Origin of the sequence: Gilliamella sp. B2838 (assembly GCF_026536185.1) — a bacterium.
In the GTDB taxonomy this organism is placed as follows: domain Bacteria; phylum Pseudomonadota; class Gammaproteobacteria; order Enterobacterales; family Orbaceae; genus Gilliamella.
This window is the reverse complement of the sequence record NZ_JAFNOO010000005.1, coordinates 93,462-113,972: the sequence shown is the minus strand read 5'-3', so window position 1 is coordinate 113,972 and position 20,511 is coordinate 93,462. Positions and strand designations below refer to the sequence as shown.

Here is a 20,511-nt window from a genome sequence, read left to right as displayed (position 1 = left end):
TTTTAGGGATATTTTAAAAACCAAGTTATTTACGAGCACACATCATTTCTGCTTCGCAAACCAACTTGCCATCAACAGTTGCAACTCCATGGAATAGTGCAATACCACGACGTTCTTTAATATATTCAACATCAAGCACGATTTGATCGCCTGGTACAACCGGTCTTTTAAAGCGCGCTTTATCAATTGATGCAAAATAATAAAGTTGTCCTGGTGATAACTCTTCAATACTTTTAAACGCTAAAATTCCCGTAGCTTGCGCCATAGCTTCTAAAATTAATACGCCAGGAAAAATCGGTTTATTTGGAAAGTGACCTTGGAAGAAAGGTTCATTAACTGTGACATTTTTAATCGCTTTTAATGTTTTACCTTTTTCATAACTAATTACCCGATCAACCATTAAAAATGGATAACGATGAGGTAATAAACTGATGATTTCTTCAATATCAAGGGTATTAAGTTCGGTAGTCAAAATAGCTATCCTTTTACATTATTTTCTATAAATTTTTTATATTATAACTGAGGATGCCACTATCACTCAAGGATGATTTAAATCCCCCGTTTTGTTTAACTATAGCTATTATTGCTATATTAATAATAGTTTTATTAAATAAATGATCTGTAAATACTATATTATCCTATATCAAATCATATATAATAATCTGAAATTTAGCTAAAAAGTTCCTAACTTGGAGAGTAGTATGAAATCATTGATTAAAATGACGTTAGTAAGTAGTGCAATTGTATTGGCTTTGGTTGGCTGTGATGATAAAAAAACATCTCAAGAAAAAACACAGTCAGGAACAGATAAAATTACCATTTCAAATGATGCACAAAAAGAAGCTTATGCTTTGGGTTCATCATTTGCAACTTACATGAAAGCAAATTTAGAACAAAATCAAATTAAAGCCGACCAAGATTATATCATTAGTGGCTTTAATGAAACTTTCCGTGATGCATCTCAACTTTCAAAAGATGAAGTAAAAAATGTTTTAGAAGCATTCGGTAAACGTATTCAAGAAGAAAGTAAAGCGCGTTTTGAAAAAGAAAAAGCCGATAATACTGCCGCTGGTGATAAATTCCGTGCAGATTTTGCTAAACAAGATGGCGTTAAACAAACTAAGTCTGGATTACTTTATCAAATTCTTAAAGAAGGTTCAGATCGTCATCCAACTGCCGATGACACCGTTATTGTTCACTATACTGGAACATTAACCGATGGACGTAAATTCGATAGTTCTTATGACCGTGGCGAAACAGCAACATTCCCATTAAGCGGAGTTATTAAAGGTTGGACAGAAGGAATTCAATTAATTGGTGTTGGTGGTAAAATTAAGTTGGTTGTGCCGCCTGATTTAGCTTATGGTGATCAAAGCTTCCCTGGACAAGGTGATAAAGCTTCAATTCAACCTGGTTCAACATTAATTTTTGAAGTTGAATTACTTGGTATCGATAATGGTGATGCTAATAGCGAAAACCAAAATACTCAATCAGCCCAACCAAAGGCAACAAACTAATTGAGTAATTCATTAAGTTACACTCTTGTTGTTTTGGGTCCTGCTTATGGGACCCAATCTGCTTATTGTGCCTATCAATTTGCTCAATCACTGTTAAGCCAAACTTCTTATCGTATTGAAAATATCTTTTTCTATGGCGATGGCGTGTATAATGCTAACGATTATACCGATCCGGCAAATGATGAATTTAATTTAATTTCAGCTTGGCAACAATTAGCAGAAAAATATGCCTTAAAGTTAGGTGTTTGTGTCGCTGCTGCACAAAGGCGAGGTGTGACTAAAAATAATCTTGCACAATATTTTGAATTAACTGGGCTTGGAGAGCTAAGCGAATCCATGGCGACTTCAGATCGGACTATTCAATTTTAACTTAAGGTTATTGCAATGAAGAAAATTGCCATTATTATTAGCGCTTTACCTCATGGTGATGCTAAAGGTCGGGAAGCACTTGATATTGCACTTGCTGCATCGGCTATAAACGCTATTTCGGTACTATTTATTGATGATGGGGTATTTCATCTATTGCCAAATCAGTATCCTGATAAAATTTTAATGCGCGATTATATTGCTACTTTTAACCTGTTAGAACTTTATGATATTGATGATGTTTATGTTTGTCAGTCTGCGTTAAACTCACGAAATCTGACTAATATCAACTTAAATATTCCGCATAAGGTGCTTGATGCACCATCTTTAAAACAATTATTAGCTAGTCAAGATGTGGTTTTACGGTTTTAATTATTAAAACTAAAAACACAAATCAGTTTTAACTCTACCCACTGTTTAGATCTTTTTTACTTCTATTTGATATATTGAATGTGTATGGATGTTTTTATAACAAAATACTAATGATATAAGTTATTAATCCAACCTATTACTTTGCTACCCTCAGTCATAGGTTGGATTATTGTTATTAAAATAACTTATAGAAATTGAGTCATAACTCGATTAAACCAGTTTTTTCATTTGGTCGGCAATTTTTTCAGCTTGCTGTCCAACCACAATTTGCACACCTGTTTTACCTAATTTGATTACTGCCATTGCACCAAGTGCTTTTGCTGCTTGTTCATCAATTAAGTCAGAATCATTAACACTTAGGCGTAAACGAGTAATACATGAGTCGATATTGGTTAAGTTCTCTTTACCACCAACAACAAGTAAATATTGCTGTGCAAGTTGAGATGCATCGCTAATAGCAAGTCCTGATTGTGAATTTTGGCTATTTGTTGTTACTGTTTCATCATCTTCACGACCCGGTGTTTTAAGATTGAATTTAACAATCACAAAACGGAATACAACATAGTAGACAACAAAGAACACTAAACCTTGTAATATCAACATATACCAATGTACAGCTAAAGGATTGCGGCTGGATAACAGCATATCGATTAAACCTGCACTAAAGCCAAAGCCAGCTATCCATTGCATGGTTGCAGCGATAAATAGTGAAATTCCAGTTAAAATAGCATGGATCACATAAAGTAAAGGTGCTACAAACATAAAAGCAAATTCTAAAGGTTCAGTAACCCCAGTGAAAAATGCGGCAAATGAAGCGGCTAACATGATCGATGCGGTTTTATCTTTATTGCCTTTCTTAGCTGTATGATACATGGCTAATGCTGCGCCCGGTAAACCAAACATCATAATTGGGAAAAATCCTGCTTGATAGCGACCGGTAATACCAATGGTTGCTAATCCATCATCAATTGATTTTTGGCCACCAAGGAAGGTTGGTATATCATTGATGCCAGCCACATCAAACCAAAATACCGAGTTAAGTGCGTGGTGTAAGCCGACCGGAATTAACAAACGGTTAAAGAAGCCATAAATACCCGCCCCAATAGAGCCTAAATCTTTAATGTATTTACCAAAAGCAACTAATGCATCATAAATAGATGGCCATATAAAATATAAAACAGCAGAAACTAATAGCATCACGATAGAAACAATAATAGGAACTAATCGTTTACCACTAAAAAAAGCTAACGCTTTATGTAATTCAACAGAACTGAATCGGTTATATAATTCAGCTGCAATAATGCCAACTAAAATACCAACAAACTGATTATTAATTTTTTTAAACGCAGGGGAAATTTGTGATTGCCAACCATCAACACTGGTATCAATACCATTAAATAATGCAATAGAACTTGGTGAAAGTAATGTTGTGACAACTAAAAAACCGACTAATCCAGATAATGCAGCTGCACCATCTTTATCTTTAGACATACCATAAGCAACACCTATAGCAAAGAGGATTGGCATGTTTTCAATAATTGCACCACCAGATTTTATTAAAAAGGCAGCAATAATGCTATTTTGTCCCCAACCATTTGGATCAATCCAGTAGCCTATACCAAGCAGTATTGCCGCCGCAGGTAATACTGCCACCGGCACCATTAATGAACGCCCAATGCGTTGTAAATACGCTAAAATTCCCATAAGTTAACCTCATATATTGTTAAACAATATCTAAAAAAGTTAAGTTAAAAACAGTTGTTAGATATTAGTTGTTATTTTTTTATATTTGATATTATATTATTTTACTTCGCAAATTAATTATTTGCTTTTTGTGATTTTTGTCACTAATTTTTTTGATTAAATACTTTAATATAGTAAAATATAGTCAACATATTTTACTTTAAAAAAAAAGAAGTTATTTTATTATATCAGAAGAGGTAGTAGCACATGAGACTTATTCCTTTAGAAAATGCGCAACAAGTTGGCGCTTGGGTGGCACAGCGTATTGTTAATAAAATTAATCAATTTAAACCGACAGCGGATCGTCCGTTTTTATTAGGTTTACCAACGGGAAGTTCACCTTTAGTTATGTATCAACAATTAATCAAACATTATCAAGCAGGTCATGTCAGTTTTAAACACGTTGTGACCTTTAATATGGATGAATATGTTGGGTTACCGGAAGATCACCCTCAAAGTTACCATACTTTTATGCATGAAAACTTTTTTGATCATATTGATATCGATAAAAATAATATCAATATTTTAAATGGTAATGCTCCTGATATCGATGCAGAATGTCGTCAATATGAAGAAAAAATTAAAGCTTATGGTAAAATTAATATCTTTGTTGGTGGTGTGGGTCAAGATGGACATATTGCATTTAACGAACCAGGCTCTTCACTTTGTTCAAGAACACGGATTAAAACTTTAACTGAAGATACCATTATTGCTAATTCTCGCTTTTTTAATAATGATAAAAATCAAGTACCAAAACACGCACTGACTATTGGTGTTGCAACATTAATGGATGCACAAGAGGTAATTTTACTTGTTTGTGGTCATAATAAGAGTTTAGCACTGCAAGCCGGTGTTGAAGGTTCAATTAATCATTTATGGACTGTGACTGCATTACAAATGCACCCAGCATCAATTATTGTTTGTGATGAGCCAAGTACTGATGATCTTAAAGTCAAAACCTTAAAATATTTTAAACAGATGGAAGCAGATAATCTTAAAATAACTGTTTTATAAAGGATAACTCAATGTACGCATTAACAAATTGTCGTATTTATACTGGTTATGAAATTCTTGAAAATCACGCCGTTATTATTGACGGCGATAAGATTAGCAAAGTTTGTAAACAAGAACAATTGCCAGCTGGCATCACTATTGACGATTTACAAGGTGCTATTGTTGCACCGGGTCTTATTGATATTCAAGTCAATGGCTGTGGCGGGGTACAGTTTAATGAAACACTTGATGCTTTGAGTGTTAAAACACTAGAAGCAATGCAAGCAACAAACCTTGTTCATGGTTGTACCAGTTATTTACCGACTTTGATTACTTCAACAGATGAATTTATGATAAAAGCGGTGAATGTTATGCGTGAATATTTAGCCACGCATCCTAACCAAGCTTTGGGATTACATCTTGAAGGACCTTATATCAATCCAGAAAAGAAAGGTATTCATGATCCTAATATTATTCGTCAACCGTCGCAAAAAATGATTGATTTTCTTTGTGAAAATGCTGATGTGATTAAAATTATTACCCTGGCACCAGAAAAAGTTGAAAGTCATTTTATTCAACAGTTGGTTAATGCAGGTATTCATGTATCAGTGGGTCATTCTAATGCGCATTATGATGATTGTCGTCGAGGATTTAATGACGGTATTCGTTTAGGCACGCATCTATTTAATGCTATGCCTTATATTTCTGGGCGAGAACCGGGTGTAGTTGGTGCGATTTATGATGAACCAGAGGTTTACGTCGGCATTATTGCTGATGGTCATCATGTGAGCTGGGCTAATATTCGTAATAGCCATAAAATAAAGCAAGATCATTTAATTTTAATAACTGATGCGATGTTACTTGCTGGTTCAAATTTAACTTCGGGCGTGTTTGCTGGAAAAACTATCTATTATAAAGATGGGCGTTGCGTTGATGAAAATGGCACATTAGGTGGATCAGCCCTAACCATGATTGAGGCGGTAAAAAACGCAGTTGAATATGTAGGCATTGCATTGGATGAGGCATTAAGAATGGCAACGCTTTATCCCGCAAAAGCCATAGGTGTCGATAAACAACTGGGTACAATTAATGCAGGTAAAATAGCCAATCTTGTTGTTTTTAATCGTGACTTTAGAATAATTAAAACGGTTGTTAATGGGGTGATGACCCGCTAGAATGTCAGATAACGAATGAAATTATCTGAGTTAATTTATGACATTTAATTATCTGAACTTAGTTGGCAATGCTGAGCTAATCAAGCAACTTAATTATGCAATGATTTATCGTTTGATTGTTCAGCAAGCGCCAATTTCTCGAATACAACTTGCTGAAATTAGCCACTTAGCTCCAGCAAGTATCACAAAAATTACCCGCCAACTACTTAAAAATAAATTGATTAAAGAAGTTGATGCACAACAATCAACAGGTGGGCGCCCAGCTGTTTCTATACAAGCTAAGTTTAGTTATTATCAAACTATTGGCGTACAATTAAGTCGTTCACATGTTACCATTGAACTTTATGATTTAGGTGCGCATAGTATAGCGTTAGAGGTTTATCCGTTAACCGATTTTACTGAGCAAGAAGTGCAAGACTATCTTGTTGCTTTACTCAAAGAATTTATTCATAAAAATAGTAAAAAAGTGAAACGCCTGATAGCCATAGCGGTCGTACTTCCTGGTTTGATCGACTCTGTACGCGGTATTGTTCGATACGCTCCGCATATTCAAGTTAAAGAGTGGCATTTAGGTGATGTATTACATCGTGAGTTTAATGTCACTATCTTTTTAGGCAATGATATTCAAAGTTTAGCGCTTGCTGAAAGTTACTTTGGCACCACACAAGATGTCGATGATTCAATATTGATACGGGTTCATCGAGGAGTAGGATCAGGCGTAATTGTTAATCAACAATTATTAACCAATCATAACCAAAGTGCTTGTGAAGTGGGTCATATTCAGGTCGATACACTAGGGGAACGTTGTCATTGTGGTAATTTTGGTTGTTTAGAAAATCGCGTCGTAAATAACGCTATAGAGCGCCGAGCTAAACAGATGATCGAACAAGGATACCCAACTAAATTAACGCTTACTGAGTGTAATATTGCAAATATTTGCAGTTGTGCCAATCAAGGCGATGAGCTAGCTATTAAATTAGTTAAAGACGCGGGTGAAAATTTGGGGCGAGCTGTCGCAATTATGGTAAATATATTTAACCCACAACGTATTGTACTCGCAGGGGAATTAATTAAATCATCCGAAATATTGTTACATGCTGTAAATAGTGCATTGAATGCTCAAAGTTTAGAGGGATTAAGAAAAAACCTCACCATTAATTGTTCAGTGTTAAATGATTGTTCAGCTATAGGCGCTTTTGCTCTTATTCAACAAGCATTATTTAATGGTTCGTTGTTAATGACATTAGTTGAAGATAGTGAACAATAGTTTTTTGATGATAAAAAAAGCCCGAGGGTTCGGGCTTTTTTATTAGGCTAAAATCCGTAACATTCTTCTTAATGGTTCTGCCGCGCCCCATAATAGTTGGTCGCCAACGGTAAATGCTGATAAATAGTCTTTACCCATATTAAGTTTACGTAAACGTCCAACTGGTGTTGTTAACGTACCAGTAACGGCAGCTGGTGTTAATTCTCGCATTGAAATTTCACGATCATTAGGTACCACTTTTACCCAATCATTATGTGCAGCTAATAATTTTTCAACTTCTGGCACGCTGATATCTTTGTTTAATTTAATCGTGAATGATTGACTGTGGCAACGTAGAGCGCCAATTCGAACACAAAGTCCATCAACAGGGATAATTTGGCTGGTTCCTAAAATCTTATTGGTTTCAGCTTGGCCTTTCCACTCTTCTTTACTTTGGCCATTATCCAGTGCTTTATCGATCCAAGGAATCAAGCTACCGGCTAAAGGCACACCAAAATTATCGGTAGGTAAGCTTCCATCGCGCATTTTTTGTGTGACTTTACGTTCGATATCTAAAATTGAAGAATGCGGATCTTGCAATTCTTTAGCAACTTCGGCATTTAGCATTCCCATTTGGGTTAACAGTTCACGCATATGACGTGCACCACCGCCAGATGCTGCTTGATAAGTTGAGACTGATACCCAATCTATCAAGTTTTCAGCAAATAAACCACCTAAAGACATTAGCATTAAACTGACGGTACAGTTACCACCAACAAAGGTTTTAATGCCTTTATCTAGAGCTGCGTGGATATTCGCTTTGTTAACGGGATCAAGCACAATAACAGCATCATCTTCCATACGTAAAGTTGATGCAGCATCAATCCAGTAGCCTTGCCAGCCTGTCGCGCGTAGTTTTGAATAGATTTGGGAAGTGTAATCACCCCCTTGGCAGGTGACAATAATGTCTAATGCTTTTAGTGCATCAATATTATCTGCACGTTGTAACGTGCCTGTTTTTCCACCAAAAGTTGGCGCAGCAGCACCTGCTTGAGAAGTTGAGAAAAAAACAGGGTTAATATAATCAAAATCGTGTTCTTCAACCATACGTTGCATCAGAACAGAACCCACCATTCCACGCCATCCGACAAAACCAACATTTTTCATAATTTATTTCCAAAAAGTAGATGTTATATAAATAGTCACTTTTACTATTAAAGCAAAATATCATCATAAATCAAAGTAAGATAAGAATTATTTTTTTAGATTATGAAAAGATAACAGCGAATTATATAAAACTATTGTTATTTAAATTACTAGCTAGTTTTTATTGATGTCCGTTACCTATTCTTTTTTTACAATGATAAGTGCGCTTAAGTAACCTATTTGATGATAAAGATTGTCATAAATAATATTTACTTTAACGTTAGCCATTTTTAATTATGGTGTTGGCATGGTTTGCCAAATAAAAAACTCGACAGTATTGAGAAAATTATCCAAAAAATGCCCTTCATATTGATCTGCAATAACGAATACCTGCTGTTTTTTGCTATGGTTTATCGCATTAAGACGAGCAATAAATTTAGCACTTTGCCATGGTGCGACACGTTCATCTTTCAAACCTAGCGAAATCATAACCGGTGGATACGTAACATTATCTTTTAAGTTTAAATAGGCATCTATTTTAGATAAATCATTTAACTGTTTTGCGTTTAATGGCGAACCAAACTCGGCAAAATTTGCGTTGCCAATGGCGATGTTATCTAATCGGCTCATATTTAACATACCCACATTAATAGATGCCGCAGCAAAAAGTTCAGGATGTTTAGCTAATGCCATGCCAATTATAATACCACCCGCACTCTCACCGCTGATAACTAGCTTAGATGGTTGGGTAATATGATGATTAATCAAATATTGTGCGCATTTTATAAAGTCATCAACTGAGTTTTGTTTATTCGCTAAGCTACCGCCAATATGCCAATTTTTGCCTAATTCTCCACCGCCTCGAACGTGAGCAATTGCAATTATTCCACCTCTTTCAAGCCAAATTAAACGTGTTGCATCAAAAAAAGCGAGCTGACTTACACCATATGCGCCATAGGTCGTTAACCATGTAGGAGCAGTACCATCATATTTGATCCCTTTAGGATGAATAATTGTCATGGGAACGAGTGTGCCATCGCTTGATTTTATCCATTGTTGTTCAGCCTCATAGTTGGCAAACGAAAAAGCGCTGGGATTAATCATTTTTGTATCTTGAATTAACCCATTATCAGGATCATAACTAAATATTTTGGGTGGGACAGTCCAATTTTGAGCAGTAAATAATATTTCTTTGCGATCTGCGTTACTAAAAATGGCCGTTACTTCTTCATTATTGGCAAGTGGAATCAATTTAACATGATGAGTGTCAGCAAAAGGAATAGTTACAAAGTAGGGGATTGTTGACTCATGATAAGCTAAGTAAATAGCATCTTTGCTTGCGGCAAATTGGGTCAATTCTCCATTTTGCCATGCCATAATTTTTTCTTCTGGTTGGCTATTCTTATTTAGATTCACGCGCGAAATAGTATAACCAGACAAATCATTATATTCAGCTAAATATAACCAATCATCTTTCAGAATAAAATTGGTCACATTTTGTTTTCTATCGATGATTTTTTGCCAATGAGCATTGTTTTTTTGAAGATCATCATAGGGTGTTATATACAAATCGATACTATAACCCGATATAGAAGGTGAGACCGAAGCAATAGCCCAATTTGAGGAAAAGGATAATGAAGTATTTTGATCAGTAAAGGGGTTATAATCGGATATCTGGCCAGTACCAAATATTAAAACATCATTTTGTCTATTTGCGTTTAAATAGTGACGATAGACCTCTTCTGTGCCGGATTTTTGACTATTATGTTGATATCTATCATTTCTTTTATAAAAAAAGGATAAATTATCCTTAGACCAAATGATATTTGGATCTGATATGCCGGTTATATCATCATTAAGATGTGATTTGGTCTTTACATTAATAATTTTTATTGATGATATCTCAGCACCATTTTCATAAATACTATAAGCAATATATTGACCATCATGTGAAGGATAAAAGTCATATATACCATAGCCAATAGGGGGATCGATTAATACTTTTTCATTATTGAAGCGATCTTTAACAAAAAGACGATTATACGGATGATCTGCTGTTTGTTTAAAATAAAAACAATTATCGCCTACGTATTGAATATCAGATATTCTAGGTTCAGCGCCAAAATCTGTTAACTCATCAAACCGCTGACTCACTGTTTTTTGCCAAGGTAACGCATTTAGTGTTTTGACAGTACGTTCAGATTCAGACAATAACCAATTATTGATTAACTGTGGTTGATTTTCCATCCAACGATATTTATCGTTCGTGTCGATTTGTTTTAATGTTAATTCATTATTAGTTTTACAACAGCTACAAATACTACTTAATAATAGAATCAATGTGATGATAACTGTTTTATCTCTAAATATAGTCAAATTTGCCTACCTATTTATTCGATGATCAATGTAAGGCTTTAAATAGAAAGGTATTACTCGTAATGGATAAAAGCAAATATAATTTTATTTGCGTTAAAAATATATTTGCCTTATTAAAGTTAAATTAATTGTTTTTTATTTGACCAGTTTAAAACTCTTCATCTTCTATTATTGATGACGTCATTGACACCATATTATAGTGTTCAATACTTTGTTTAGCGGTTTGCATTAGTTCTGGTAATAAATCATCTAACGCCATTTGCGTTCTTAGCATAAATGTTGCCAATAACATGGGTATATTCACCCCAGTAACAATTTCGAGATTTGGGTAATTTGCCATTAGTCTGGTTAATGTATTAAAGGGGGTGCCACCTTTTAAATCAACAAAACAAAGTAGAGTTTGTCCTTCCTGTGTTAGCATTGTCAATGTTTGTTCAATTTGCTGTTGAAAATCATCTAACGATTGCTCTGTTAAAAAAGGGACTGCTTCACATTGTGTTTGTTTACCACAAATCATTTCAGCACTTTCAATAATGCTGTTTGCCATTGGTCCATGGGTGCTGACTAATACTGCAATCATTGGCAATGTTCTCCTTAGTAATCTAAGCAACGATAATAACGACGAATTGACATTGGATGACGATTTAAGTGTTCGACATAAGCATCAATTCGATTATTGATAGTACGAAAAACAAACGGTGATAAGTGTCCACGATATTTTTCAGCGATACCCGGTAATTCATAATCTTTGGTATCAATAATGGTGTAATTTCCACAAATTTGTGGTAAGAATTTAGCGACACGTTCACTTAATGGACGCTGTGTATCTTCACCAACATAAACAGTAACTGCCGTATCACGATCGATCACTTCTAATGTACCATGAAAAAATTCAGCTGACTCAATGGATTTTGAACGTAACCAATGTTGCTCTTCCCAATAACACATAGCATGAGAATACGTTGCTCCCCATTGATTGCCCGCACCAACAAAATAGTGCATTGTATCGTTATGGTGTTTTTCAGCAACTTCTTGACCAAATTTATCGGCTTTTTTAGCAACAGCAACAATATTTTTAGCAAAATGTTGATCCATTTGTTGATAAAATTCATCATAATCAGGGAACTCACCGGCTAAATACATTAAACGATCTGCTGTCATAAAGAATTTTAATTGTTCATTCATTGGGTAAGTAATAACATGATGTGCCATTTTCCCTAATGGTGTATCAGCTTTATCCATGAAAGCGAATACGGTTGCCCCCACTTCTTTTTGAATTTTTTCAATAGCTGCAACGACTTCCTGTGTGGTACCTGTGACAGATGAAATAATGATCAATGTGTCTTTAGTGATACGTTTGTTTCCTGTTACTAGATATTCAGCCGCATGTTGAACAAAAGTTTCAATGGCTGTTTTTTCTTTCATATGGACAACTGCTTGCATTGATGATGCATAAGTGCCACCAATACCTAACCAACAAACATTGCTGTAACCACGTTTATGAATTTTATCAATAAACTCATTAATTTGTGGACGTAACGCTAATGCACCATTCATGCTGTCGAGTTCTTTTTGTTCGTCATATTTTCTCATACTGTAACCCTCTTTATTTTAGATTTAGTGATTTCATCAAATTCTGGATATGTTGATTTTTCTAGATTGTGACCTTTTAATTGCGACACTTGATAACTGAGTAAGTGAATTGGGATAGTCATAAACAGTGATGATAAAAGTTCATCACACTCAATATTTAAGCACAAATCGGCTGTTTTCGGTGTTTTGGTATCATGTGCATAAATAGTTGCAATGTTTTGCACATATTGTTTTAAAAACTGTTTTAACAACTCAGCTCTGTCCATGAGTCGACCTTGTGGCTCAATAAAAACGATATAATCATCGCGATGCAAGCCAAGATAAGGGCCATGCATATACTCTTCTAATTCTTTGCCAAATGCTGTATTGCGGACGGTTTCAGTGAATTTGGTTTCACCTTCGCGTGCAATGCCGTATGTTGCGCCATAACCGATAAAAATCACACGGTTAGTTTGATTGAATTGATCTTGATGTTTCGCAACCCAAGCTTGTGACTGCAAAATGGCTTGTGGCAATAGTTGGGTTATTTTTTGTATTTGTGTGAAATAACTTTCAAATTGTTGAGCGTTAATACGCGCTAGTTTTTGACTAATAGCTAAAGCGATTAACATCAAGTCGAGTATGGTTACACTATAACCTGCACTGACATAAGGCATCTCTTCAATTGGCATTCCCATTGATAAAATATGATTACTCACTTTATACAATGGACTGCTTGGATTGCTGGTTAAACTGTATATAGTTTGATTATTCTCAACAAATTGTTTAACTAAATGAATCGTTGAGTAGCTTTCACCGCCTTGCGAAATAGCAAAATATAAATTGTTGGGATCATTGTAATATGAATAATTAGCCGCAATAGAAGGATCTTCTATATAAACTGGCACGTTTAATATTTTACTCATAAAAGGGCGAGCGCTATAGGCCGCATTAGCGCTTGAACCTGTTGCAAAAATAACAATTGCGTTAAGTTGTTTGATCCGGCTTAAATCGATAATATTGGCAAATAACGTTTGGTAATTATCGAGTATATGTTGATAATACTCAGGTTCTAAAGCCACATAATCTGCGATACTTTTCATTGTTTTCCTCTCATTAACCTAACAAACCGCTCCAGGCACCAAAAATACCTATTGCCGCAATTAATAATAGAATCCAATGTGCTTTCACTTCTTTTTTAACAAGTACAAAAATAAACAGCGTAAAAAGTAACGGTAATATTTGTGGCACAATTCCATCAAATATATCTTGCAGTGATGCCGCGTCTGAACCTGAACCAATTTTTAATGGCATATTTAAGGTAACCATGGTGGCAACCATCGCCCCGACTACACAAAGCCCTAATACCGAAGCGCCATAGGATAATTTATCCATCAAACCTGTTTTTTGAACTTTGTCGATAAATGAAGTGCCGATGTTATAGCCTATGAGTAAGCCAAAATACCGCGCCAAAATTGCCGGGACATTAAAGATTAGTAAAAATAAAAGTGGGCCTAAAATATTGCCTTGCAACGCTAACGAGGTACCAATGCCTGTTGCGATGACACGTAGTGTTCCCCAAAAAAATGAGTCACCCAAACCACTTAATGGTCCCATTAGGGCAATTTTAACGTCATTGATTGAGTTTTTATCAAACTCACTGTCTGTAGCGTGTTGCTCTTCCATGGCAATACAAATACCCAATGGAAAAGTGATTAACCATGGTGTGATATTATAAAATTCAAGGTGTCGTTGATAGGCATCGGTTAATTCTACTTTGTTATTGCTGTAGATTTTATCCAAAGCCGGACGCATAGCATAGGCATAGCCTAAATTCATTTGTCGTTCATAGTTCCATGACCATTCAGCGGTAAACGAGCGCCAAAAGGTTCTGTTTAATTCTTTATTGGTTACTAATTTAGAATTCTTCATTTTCATAATCGATCTCCTGTGATGCTAATGCATTACCCGTATTGGTATTGAGCTGTTGATTACCTTCGTCTATTGCGCCTTTTTTGCCATTAAATGCAGAATAACCGGTCAAAATTAAGGCAAGACAAGCGCCAAAAATAGCCACGCCGGTAACAGGTACTTTCATGTATACCGCTAATGCAAAGCCAAGAACAAAGAAGGTAGTATTGGTTTTTTTGATCATAATTTTCATTAACATTGCAAAACCAAAAGCTGGTAGTAGCCCTGTGGCAATACCTAAACCATCAATGATAAATTTAGGTATCATCTCTAATAAGTTGTTAACAGCGGCACTACCAAATAAATAGGAAAATCCGACAACTAACCCAATTGGAAGATTGATTGAGAAAAATCCACCTAAGATATTCATTCTATCCATCCCTTTACCATTGCCTTCACTGGCATATTTGTCTGCTTTGTGAACAAAATAAGGAAGAATAAAAAGGAAGCAGAGGTTTTTGACTAATAACACCAGTGACGCAATTGGAATACCTAATGTTAAAGCAATTTCGGTACTTTTGCCTGCACCAATAGCAAATGCGGTACCTAAAACACTGCCTGAAATTATTTCGGGTGGAATCGATCCCCCAATAGAAAACGATCCAACAAAAGCTAACTCTAAGGTTGCACCAATGATAATGCCTTGAGTGATATCCCCCATAACTAAACCTGCTAAAGTACAGGTGACAAGTGGGCGAGATAACATTGATGATCCTAAAAAGTATTCAGCATTTGCTAACATCGCAATTAAAGCTAATAGAAGTGCTGTTAATTCGATACTCATGTGTTGTATCCTCTAAATTATTTTTCAAATTTTTGCTTTGCTTCACTCGGAACTTGTTGAATGTAAATATCAATGCCATCTTGTTTTAATGCAGTTAATAAATCTGCTTCTTGTTCAGTTAGATTGATCGTTTTAGAGTAGCTCTTTGTGCCTTCGCGTGGTTTTGTGCCACCCAAATTGAGGCTGGTTATTTTTCCTTGAGTGCCTCTAATTAGCTTTTCAGCATCGGCAACCGATTCAACAACAATCAGCATTTGATATTTATCAGTGACACCCGAATTAATTGCCTCAATGCTGTCATCAATGGATTTCATGACTAATTTGCCATGTTCAGGTTTAGCTAATCGAATAGCTGATTTGCGTAGTTCGTCATTTGCCACCGTATCATTAGCGACCAAAATAGTATTGGCCCCAACGCTATCGAACCATGAAACAACAACTTGACCATGTAATAAACGATGATCAACACGTAATAATTTAATCATTAATTTTCCTCCTAGGTGAAATCGACAACATATTTAGTATTAGTAGCAAATTTATATTCAATGGCTATTGGTTCGCTGTTAATATCAAAATAGTGGTTAGAAATTTTAAATAATGGGTTATTAATTTTGATACCTAGCTGTTTGGCAAGTTCAGCATTGGCAACAATTAATTGTAAATCTTGTTCTAATTTATCAACTTTCTTTTTACTCGAATTGACAATTTCCAGCGCCGATAACACTTTTATGATGGAAAGTTGAAAATCAGGAAAATAGTTAAGAGGTAACAAAAATATAGCTTTTACGACACTGTTTTTTGCCACTTCAAGAAAGCTGATATAATAAATAAGCTCGGACGATTTTATTTTTAATAATTGACTGTAGTAGCTTCCTGCTTGTCTTAAATAAGACTCTTTAATCACTTTTTTATCATTTTGATAATCATAGGGTTTGATGATGCCCGTCATTTCTAGAATATTTTGCGTTGAAAGTTTAGGTGCGACAAATAAACCCACCCCTTTCTTTCTTACAACTTGATTTTTTTCAACTAATCGATCTATTGCTTTACGAATAGTTGTTCTACTTACGCCGTAGTTTTGTTGTAGCTGGCCTTCTGGCGGTAATGCGGCACCAACACCATACCTACCTGTATCTATTAGCTCGCCTAATTGAACTGCAATTTTTTCAAATAACTTCATTTATCTGTCTCGCTATAATTGAAGATATTTTTAGCCGATAAGTGATATTTAAATCGGTTACCTATTAAATATTGCTCAGTGTGTTCAAAAGGCTCAAAGTTATTATCGTAGTTATAACTTGAAACTTTATAGATTGGTGTTTGTTCTTTGATACCTAAATACTTGGCACATTCTTTAGTTGCGGTTTCGTAGGTAATTTCTTCCCGACCATGACTCGGGATGAGCTGGTAATGATCTTTTAAATATTGATAAAGCGACACATTGCTCAAATTTTGTGTTTCTAAACCTCTGAATTTTTCGAAGGGTAAATAACAGATCTCGTAAGATAAAGGCATTTCACCTAATACGCGTTTCCTAATTATTTTGAGTAATTGGTGATTAAAATTAAAGAATTTTGTCAATTCTGAGGGAATCTTGATAATTTGGTTGGAAAGAACTTTGATTTTAATTTGTTTAGGATTTTCTTTATCTATTTCTTCACTAAATGAAGACATTTTTAACATATTGATTTCAAAGATTGTTGGATATTGCGTATTTTTTTTATCAAAAAAAACATAGCCTTCCATGGCCAAATCATTTAACGCTTTTCTAACCGTTGTTCGACTGACGCCAAAATATTCGGCAAGCCCACGTTCTGTGAATTTATCCTTAATTATGGCTGGATTGGCTTTAATTTGCTCTTCAACAGCTGTTTTGACCGCAATATCACGATATTCCAATAGTCATCCCCTTCCTTTTTGGATCGTAATATCTAAAAGATATATCTTAAATCCATTTTTATTGGTTAAAAATTAATTAAAAAAATATATCTTGTCAATCTTAAGTACCAAAATTGTTGTTGTGATCACAATATTTATTGTTAGTAACATTAAATCAGTAAGATAATAAAAAATAGAGCGGGGGAAGAGAGGATGACTCGCATTTTATGCTCGCCCTTCGGGCCGTTGCTCAAGCAACGTTGTCTCGCTGCGCTCGGCTCGAACCTCTGTTGGTTCACATCCTTTAAGCTAAAGCGGATAATAAAAAAGCCCACTCACTGAGCAGGCTTTTTTATTTAAAATTGGTCGGCGAGAGAGGATGACTCGCATTTTATGCTCGCCCTTCGGGCCGTTGCTTTGGCAACGTTGTCTCGCGATGCTCGGCTCGAACCTCTGTCGGTTCACATCCTTTAAGCTAAAGCGGATAATAAAAAAGCCCACTTAATGAGCAGGCTTTTTTATTTAAAATTGGTCGGCGAGAGAGGATGACTCGCATTTTATGCTCGCCCGTTGGGCCGTTGCTTTGGCAACGTTGTCTCGCGATGCTCGGCTCGAACCTCTGTCGGTTCACATCCTTTAAGCTAAAGCGGATAATAAAAAAGCCCACTTAATGAGCAGGCTTTTTTATTTAAAATTGGTCGGCGAGAGAGGATTCGAACCTCCGACCCACTGGTCCCAAACCAGTTGCGCTACCAAGCTGCGCTACTCGCCGTTAGATTTTTTTCTTCATAAAATGGGGTGGCTAATGGGATTCGAACCCACGACAACTGGAATCACAATCCAGGGCTCTACCAACTGAGCTATAGCCACCATTGAAGCAGGACGAAATATTACGCATAAAAAACAACATTGTCCAGCATATTTTTTAAAAAATATACCAATTGGTTATATTAAAAGCGCTAAAAGTTTAATCTTTTAGCACTAAAACGTAGTTTAAGCCTTATGTGACATGATATCAATAATCTGAGTATCAGTTGCTTTCATGCTATTACTAGCGATAGCCCCTAAGTTGTTGATTGAATTTTCAACACTATCACAGACTATACCTTCGTTTCCTGTGACCCGAATATGGTTTAAAGCCATCAGTACAGCTTTAAACGCTGATGAAACAGATGTTGAAACTTTCATTGCACAGCTATTTGAAGCGCCATCACAAATGATGCCTGATAAGTCGCCAATCATATTACAAATTGCCATATCGACAGGTTCATATCTGCCTTGACCAAGTAACCATGCCATACCCGCTGCTGCGCCCATAGCGGCTGTTGATGCTGCACAAAGAGCCGATAAAGGCGGAAACTTGCTATGAATATAAATGGCAATAGTATGGGATAATATTAATGCTCGAGCTAATTGTTCAGGTGTTGCATCTAAATAGTCTGCTACCACCACAACCGGCATGGTGGCAGTGATCCCTTGATTACCTGAACCTGAATTGCTCATGGCTGGTAACGTTGCGCCCCCCATACGAGCATCAGATGCAGCGGTTGTGCGAATAATGACCTTTGAAAGCAAATCATCAGCTAATAATCCTGTTTGGGTTTGTTCATGTAATGTTGAGGCAATACTTAATCCATAAGCATGCTTTAATCCTTCTTGAGATAGGGCGCAATTTAATTCGGCAGAGTGTAAAATGAATTGAATATCTTCAAAATTTGCATAGGTTGCAAAGTCATAAATTAATCTGACTGATACCTGTTTGATGATATCGTTATTGTTTAATTGATTTGCAGTAATGTTATTTTGTTTAAAAATAACGCTACTGTTTTTTTCAATCAAAATAACATTGGTATGTGAATTTTCGATGCATACTTTAACATGATCGTGTTGAGTATAAATATTGACTTCACAGTAGATAGCTTGATTATTGTTGGCTATTTTCACATTCACTTTGTTATCCACTAACATTTTTTTAGCTAAGGTGATTTGCTCTGTTGTAATATTTTTTAATACTTCAAGTTCTGCATTTGCATCGCCACCTATTGCGCCAATTGCTGCGGCAATAGGTAATCCAACCATACCAGTGCCAGGCACAGTCACGCCCATACCGTTTTTCATTAAATTTGGTGAAACATAAGCATCAATTTTTTCAATATTATTTTTGTTTAGATATTGAGCCGCAACTGCAGCGGCAAATGCTAATGATATCGGTTCAGTACAACCGAGTGCGGGTAATACTTCATGTTTCACCAATTTAATTAACTCTTGCCACATTACTTGTTGTTTCATTATTTATCTCCATATTTTAATGGTAATGTTGATGGTGAAATGTTACCTTCTTGATAGCATACTATTTTATTTAATATTTATTGAAAATTGAACGATGTGATTGCAGCGTAAACAGTATAAGACTTAGTTATTTGCTGTTTGATATTAATAACCAATCTGACAATTTTGACTTAAATAATATGGTAAGTAATTTAACTGATAAATACTATTCAAATTCTTTCAAAAAATATAATAAGAGATAATATTTATCTTAAATTTTTTATATGGTTGGTTAGTAAATTAAATAATCAGGAATAGTTCAAAATATGTAATATTTTAGTAAAACTACCTGACTTTTTTTTAATTATTGCAATAATGTAAAGACCTAAAATTTAGATAATAATGGCGATTATGATAAATATTTTATTAATTGATGATGATATTGAATTATCACAAATGCTAAGTGAATATTTGACCAATGAAGGTTTTAATATTAAAAGTGTTTATTTGGGTAAAGATGGTATTGATGAAGCATTATCGGGTAAGTATCGTGCCGCAATTTTAGATGTCATGCTACCTGATATTAATGGTATTGATGTATTAAAAAGCATACGTCAGCAATGTAATATGCCCGTTATTATGTTAACAGCTAAAGGCGATAATATTGATCGGGTGTTAGGCTTAGAGCTTGGTGCTGATGATTATATTCCTAAACCTTGTTATCCACGAGAATTATTAGCTAGGTTGCGAGCGGTTTTACGTCGGTTTGATGAACGTTCAGTTGAAATGGTCGATGACAAAAAATACCATTTTAATGGTTTAACGCTTGATTTACCGCAGCGACTTTGTACTTGGAATGGGCAAGTTATTGATTTGACATCAACTGAATTCAATTTATTAGTTTTATTAGTCAAACATAGCGAACGGGTTGTGACTAAAGAAGAGCTATCTGAAATAGGATTAGGTCGAGCTAGAGAGCTTTATGATCGTAGCGTGGATGTCCATATTAGTAATATTCGTCAAAAACTGTCTCAAGTAGCACAAAACGATGTGACAATTGAAACCATTCGAGCAGTAGGTTACCGTATCCGTTAACGATAGAAT

At 35.4% G+C, this 20,511-nt stretch carries 20 protein-coding genes, 2 tRNA genes and 3 other RNA genes; 7 read left to right on the top strand and 18 right to left on the bottom strand.

Annotated elements, in window-relative coordinates:
- Positions 1 to 25: 25 nt before the first annotated feature.
- Complete coding sequence (fabZ, locus tag J3U63_RS07310) at positions 26 to 472, bottom strand: 3-hydroxyacyl-ACP dehydratase FabZ (protein ID WP_065558097.1); 447 nt, start codon at positions 470 to 472, stop codon at positions 26 to 28.
- Positions 473 to 701: 229 nt separating this feature from the next.
- Here fabZ and fkpA point away from each other — a divergent pair, with 229 nt between their 5' ends.
- Genes fkpA through tusC form a run of 3 tightly spaced genes read left to right on the top strand, consistent with a single transcriptional unit; the run spans position 702 to position 2,255 of the window.
- Positions 702 to 1,517, top strand: a complete 816-nt coding sequence (gene fkpA / locus J3U63_RS07305) for an FKBP-type peptidyl-prolyl cis-trans isomerase (protein WP_267344468.1) — start codon at positions 702 to 704, stop codon at positions 1,515 to 1,517.
- A complete protein-coding gene (gene tusD / locus J3U63_RS07300; RefSeq protein WP_267334025.1) occupies positions 1,518 to 1,886 on the top strand; it encodes a sulfurtransferase complex subunit TusD in 369 nt (122 codons plus the stop codon).
- Positions 1,887 to 1,901: 15 nt separating this feature from the next.
- A complete protein-coding gene (gene tusC / locus J3U63_RS07295) occupies positions 1,902 to 2,255 on the top strand; it encodes a sulfurtransferase complex subunit TusC (RefSeq protein ID WP_267334026.1) in 354 nt (117 codons plus the stop codon).
- 210 nt (positions 2,256 to 2,465) lie between these two features.
- Here the strand turns inward: tusC and nagE are convergent, their stop codons facing one another.
- Positions 2,466 to 3,959 (bottom strand): N-acetylglucosamine-specific PTS transporter subunit IIBC, encoded by a 1,494-nt coding sequence (gene nagE, locus J3U63_RS07290; protein ID WP_267334027.1) that lies wholly within the window; start codon positions 3,957 to 3,959, stop codon positions 2,466 to 2,468.
- A gap of 246 nt (positions 3,960 to 4,205) precedes the next feature.
- Between nagE and nagB the strand changes: the two genes are divergently transcribed.
- From nagB to J3U63_RS07275, 3 genes are read left to right on the top strand one after another with little or no spacing between them, the layout of a single operon-like run.
- Positions 4,206 to 5,012 (top strand): glucosamine-6-phosphate deaminase, encoded by an 807-nt coding sequence (gene nagB / locus J3U63_RS07285; RefSeq protein WP_267334028.1) that lies wholly within the window; start codon positions 4,206 to 4,208, stop codon positions 5,010 to 5,012.
- A gap of 11 nt (positions 5,013 to 5,023) precedes the next feature.
- Positions 5,024 to 6,166, top strand: coding sequence for an N-acetylglucosamine-6-phosphate deacetylase (gene nagA / locus J3U63_RS07280; protein WP_267334029.1), 1,143 nt, complete (start codon positions 5,024 to 5,026; stop codon positions 6,164 to 6,166).
- Positions 6,167 to 6,203: 37 nt separating this feature from the next.
- Positions 6,204 to 7,433, top strand: coding sequence for an ROK family protein (locus J3U63_RS07275; protein ID WP_267348619.1), 1,230 nt, complete (start codon positions 6,204 to 6,206; stop codon positions 7,431 to 7,433).
- A 42-nt stretch (positions 7,434 to 7,475) separates the two neighbouring features.
- Here the strand turns inward: J3U63_RS07275 and asd are convergent, their stop codons facing one another.
- The 16 genes from asd to J3U63_RS07195 form a co-directional block, all read right to left on the bottom strand.
- Positions 7,476 to 8,579, bottom strand: coding sequence for an aspartate-semialdehyde dehydrogenase (gene asd / locus J3U63_RS07270; RefSeq protein ID WP_267344464.1), 1,104 nt, complete (start codon positions 8,577 to 8,579; stop codon positions 7,476 to 7,478).
- A 273-nt stretch (positions 8,580 to 8,852) separates the two neighbouring features.
- Positions 8,853 to 10,934: a prolyl oligopeptidase family serine peptidase gene (locus J3U63_RS07265; RefSeq protein ID WP_267371123.1), complete on the bottom strand. Its 2,082-nt coding sequence runs from the start codon at positions 10,932 to 10,934 to the stop codon at positions 8,853 to 8,855.
- Positions 10,935 to 11,082: 148 nt separating this feature from the next.
- Complete coding sequence (locus J3U63_RS07260) at positions 11,083 to 11,514, bottom strand: PTS sugar transporter subunit IIA (protein WP_267334033.1); 432 nt, start codon at positions 11,512 to 11,514, stop codon at positions 11,083 to 11,085.
- A gap of 14 nt (positions 11,515 to 11,528) precedes the next feature.
- Positions 11,529 to 12,527: an SIS domain-containing protein gene (locus J3U63_RS07255; RefSeq protein WP_267371121.1), complete on the bottom strand. Its 999-nt coding sequence runs from the start codon at positions 12,525 to 12,527 to the stop codon at positions 11,529 to 11,531.
- Positions 12,524 to 13,609: an SIS domain-containing protein gene (locus J3U63_RS07250; protein ID WP_267371120.1), complete on the bottom strand. Its 1,086-nt coding sequence runs from the start codon at positions 13,607 to 13,609 to the stop codon at positions 12,524 to 12,526. Before J3U63_RS07250 ends, J3U63_RS07255 begins: the two co-directional genes overlap by 4 nt.
- Positions 13,610 to 13,622: 13 nt before the next feature.
- Positions 13,623 to 14,444 carry a PTS system mannose/fructose/sorbose family transporter subunit IID gene (locus J3U63_RS07245; RefSeq protein WP_065633795.1) on the bottom strand — a complete coding sequence of 274 codons (822 nt, stop codon included), beginning with the start codon at positions 14,442 to 14,444 and terminating at the stop codon, positions 13,623 to 13,625.
- Complete coding sequence (locus J3U63_RS07240) at positions 14,425 to 15,261, bottom strand: PTS mannose/fructose/sorbose/N-acetylgalactosamine transporter subunit IIC (protein WP_267334036.1); 837 nt, start codon at positions 15,259 to 15,261, stop codon at positions 14,425 to 14,427. The genes J3U63_RS07245 and J3U63_RS07240 overlap by 20 nt, the downstream gene beginning before the upstream one ends.
- A gap of 17 nt (positions 15,262 to 15,278) precedes the next feature.
- Positions 15,279 to 15,746 carry a PTS sugar transporter subunit IIB gene (locus J3U63_RS07235; RefSeq protein ID WP_065633797.1) on the bottom strand — a complete coding sequence of 156 codons (468 nt, stop codon included), beginning with the start codon at positions 15,744 to 15,746 and terminating at the stop codon, positions 15,279 to 15,281.
- Positions 15,747 to 15,757: 11 nt separating this feature from the next.
- Positions 15,758 to 16,441, bottom strand: coding sequence for a GntR family transcriptional regulator (locus J3U63_RS07230; protein ID WP_267334037.1), 684 nt, complete (start codon positions 16,439 to 16,441; stop codon positions 15,758 to 15,760).
- The gene (locus tag J3U63_RS07225; RefSeq protein ID WP_267371119.1) at positions 16,438 to 17,160 is read right to left on the bottom strand and encodes a GntR family transcriptional regulator; all 723 of its coding nucleotides are present in this window, start codon (positions 17,158 to 17,160) and stop codon (positions 16,438 to 16,440) included. Before J3U63_RS07225 ends, J3U63_RS07230 begins: the two co-directional genes overlap by 4 nt.
- A 176-nt stretch (positions 17,161 to 17,336) precedes the next feature.
- Positions 17,337 to 17,461, bottom strand: a non-coding RNA gene (locus J3U63_RS07220) — RtT sRNA.
- 41 nt (positions 17,462 to 17,502) lie between these two features.
- A non-coding RNA gene (locus tag J3U63_RS07215) (RtT sRNA) lies at positions 17,503 to 17,627 on the bottom strand.
- Positions 17,628 to 17,668: 41 nt separating this feature from the next.
- Positions 17,669 to 17,793: non-coding RNA, RtT sRNA (locus J3U63_RS07210), on the bottom strand.
- A gap of 41 nt (positions 17,794 to 17,834) precedes the next feature.
- Positions 17,835 to 17,911 (bottom strand) — tRNA-Pro (locus J3U63_RS07205).
- 22 nt (positions 17,912 to 17,933) lie between these two features.
- Positions 17,934 to 18,009 (bottom strand) — tRNA-His (locus J3U63_RS07200).
- Positions 18,010 to 18,132: 123 nt separating this feature from the next.
- Positions 18,133 to 19,428: a serine dehydratase subunit alpha family protein gene (locus J3U63_RS07195; protein ID WP_267334039.1), complete on the bottom strand. Its 1,296-nt coding sequence runs from the start codon at positions 19,426 to 19,428 to the stop codon at positions 18,133 to 18,135.
- Positions 19,429 to 19,821: 393 nt separating this feature from the next.
- Here J3U63_RS07195 and J3U63_RS07190 point away from each other — a divergent pair, with 393 nt between their 5' ends.
- Positions 19,822 to 20,502, top strand: coding sequence for a response regulator transcription factor (locus J3U63_RS07190; RefSeq protein WP_065633815.1), 681 nt, complete (start codon positions 19,822 to 19,824; stop codon positions 20,500 to 20,502).
- Positions 20,503 to 20,511 lie beyond the last annotated feature (9 nt).

Coding starts and splice junctions, on each gene's coding strand:
- nagB (WP_267334028.1), top strand. CDS start 4,206: ATGAGACTTATTCCTTTAGAAAATGCGCAACAAGTTGGCGCTTGGGTG.
- fkpA (WP_267344468.1), top strand. CDS start 702: ATGAAATCATTGATTAAAATGACGTTAGTAAGTAGTGCAATTGTATTG.
- nagA (WP_267334029.1), top strand. CDS start 5,024: ATGTACGCATTAACAAATTGTCGTATTTATACTGGTTATGAAATTCTT.
- J3U63_RS07240 (WP_267334036.1), bottom strand. CDS start 15,261: ATGAGTATCGAATTAACAGCACTTCTATTAGCTTTAATTGCGATGTTA.
- J3U63_RS07245 (WP_065633795.1), bottom strand. CDS start 14,444: ATGAAAATGAAGAATTCTAAATTAGTAACCAATAAAGAATTAAACAGA.
- tusC (WP_267334026.1), top strand. CDS start 1,902: ATGAAGAAAATTGCCATTATTATTAGCGCTTTACCTCATGGTGATGCT.
- J3U63_RS07230 (WP_267334037.1), bottom strand. CDS start 16,441: ATGAAGTTATTTGAAAAAATTGCAGTTCAATTAGGCGAGCTAATAGAT.
- J3U63_RS07195 (WP_267334039.1), bottom strand. CDS start 19,428: ATGAAACAACAAGTAATGTGGCAAGAGTTAATTAAATTGGTGAAACAT.
- J3U63_RS07260 (WP_267334033.1), bottom strand. CDS start 11,514: ATGATTGCAGTATTAGTCAGCACCCATGGACCAATGGCAAACAGCATT.
- J3U63_RS07250 (WP_267371120.1), bottom strand. CDS start 13,609: ATGAAAAGTATCGCAGATTATGTGGCTTTAGAACCTGAGTATTATCAA.
- J3U63_RS07275 (WP_267348619.1), top strand. CDS start 6,204: ATGACATTTAATTATCTGAACTTAGTTGGCAATGCTGAGCTAATCAAG.
- asd (WP_267344464.1), bottom strand. CDS start 8,579: ATGAAAAATGTTGGTTTTGTCGGATGGCGTGGAATGGTGGGTTCTGTT.
- J3U63_RS07235 (WP_065633797.1), bottom strand. CDS start 15,746: ATGATTAAATTATTACGTGTTGATCATCGTTTATTACATGGTCAAGTT.
- nagE (WP_267334027.1), bottom strand. CDS start 3,959: ATGGGAATTTTAGCGTATTTACAACGCATTGGGCGTTCATTAATGGTG.
- J3U63_RS07255 (WP_267371121.1), bottom strand. CDS start 12,527: ATGAGAAAATATGACGAACAAAAAGAACTCGACAGCATGAATGGTGCA.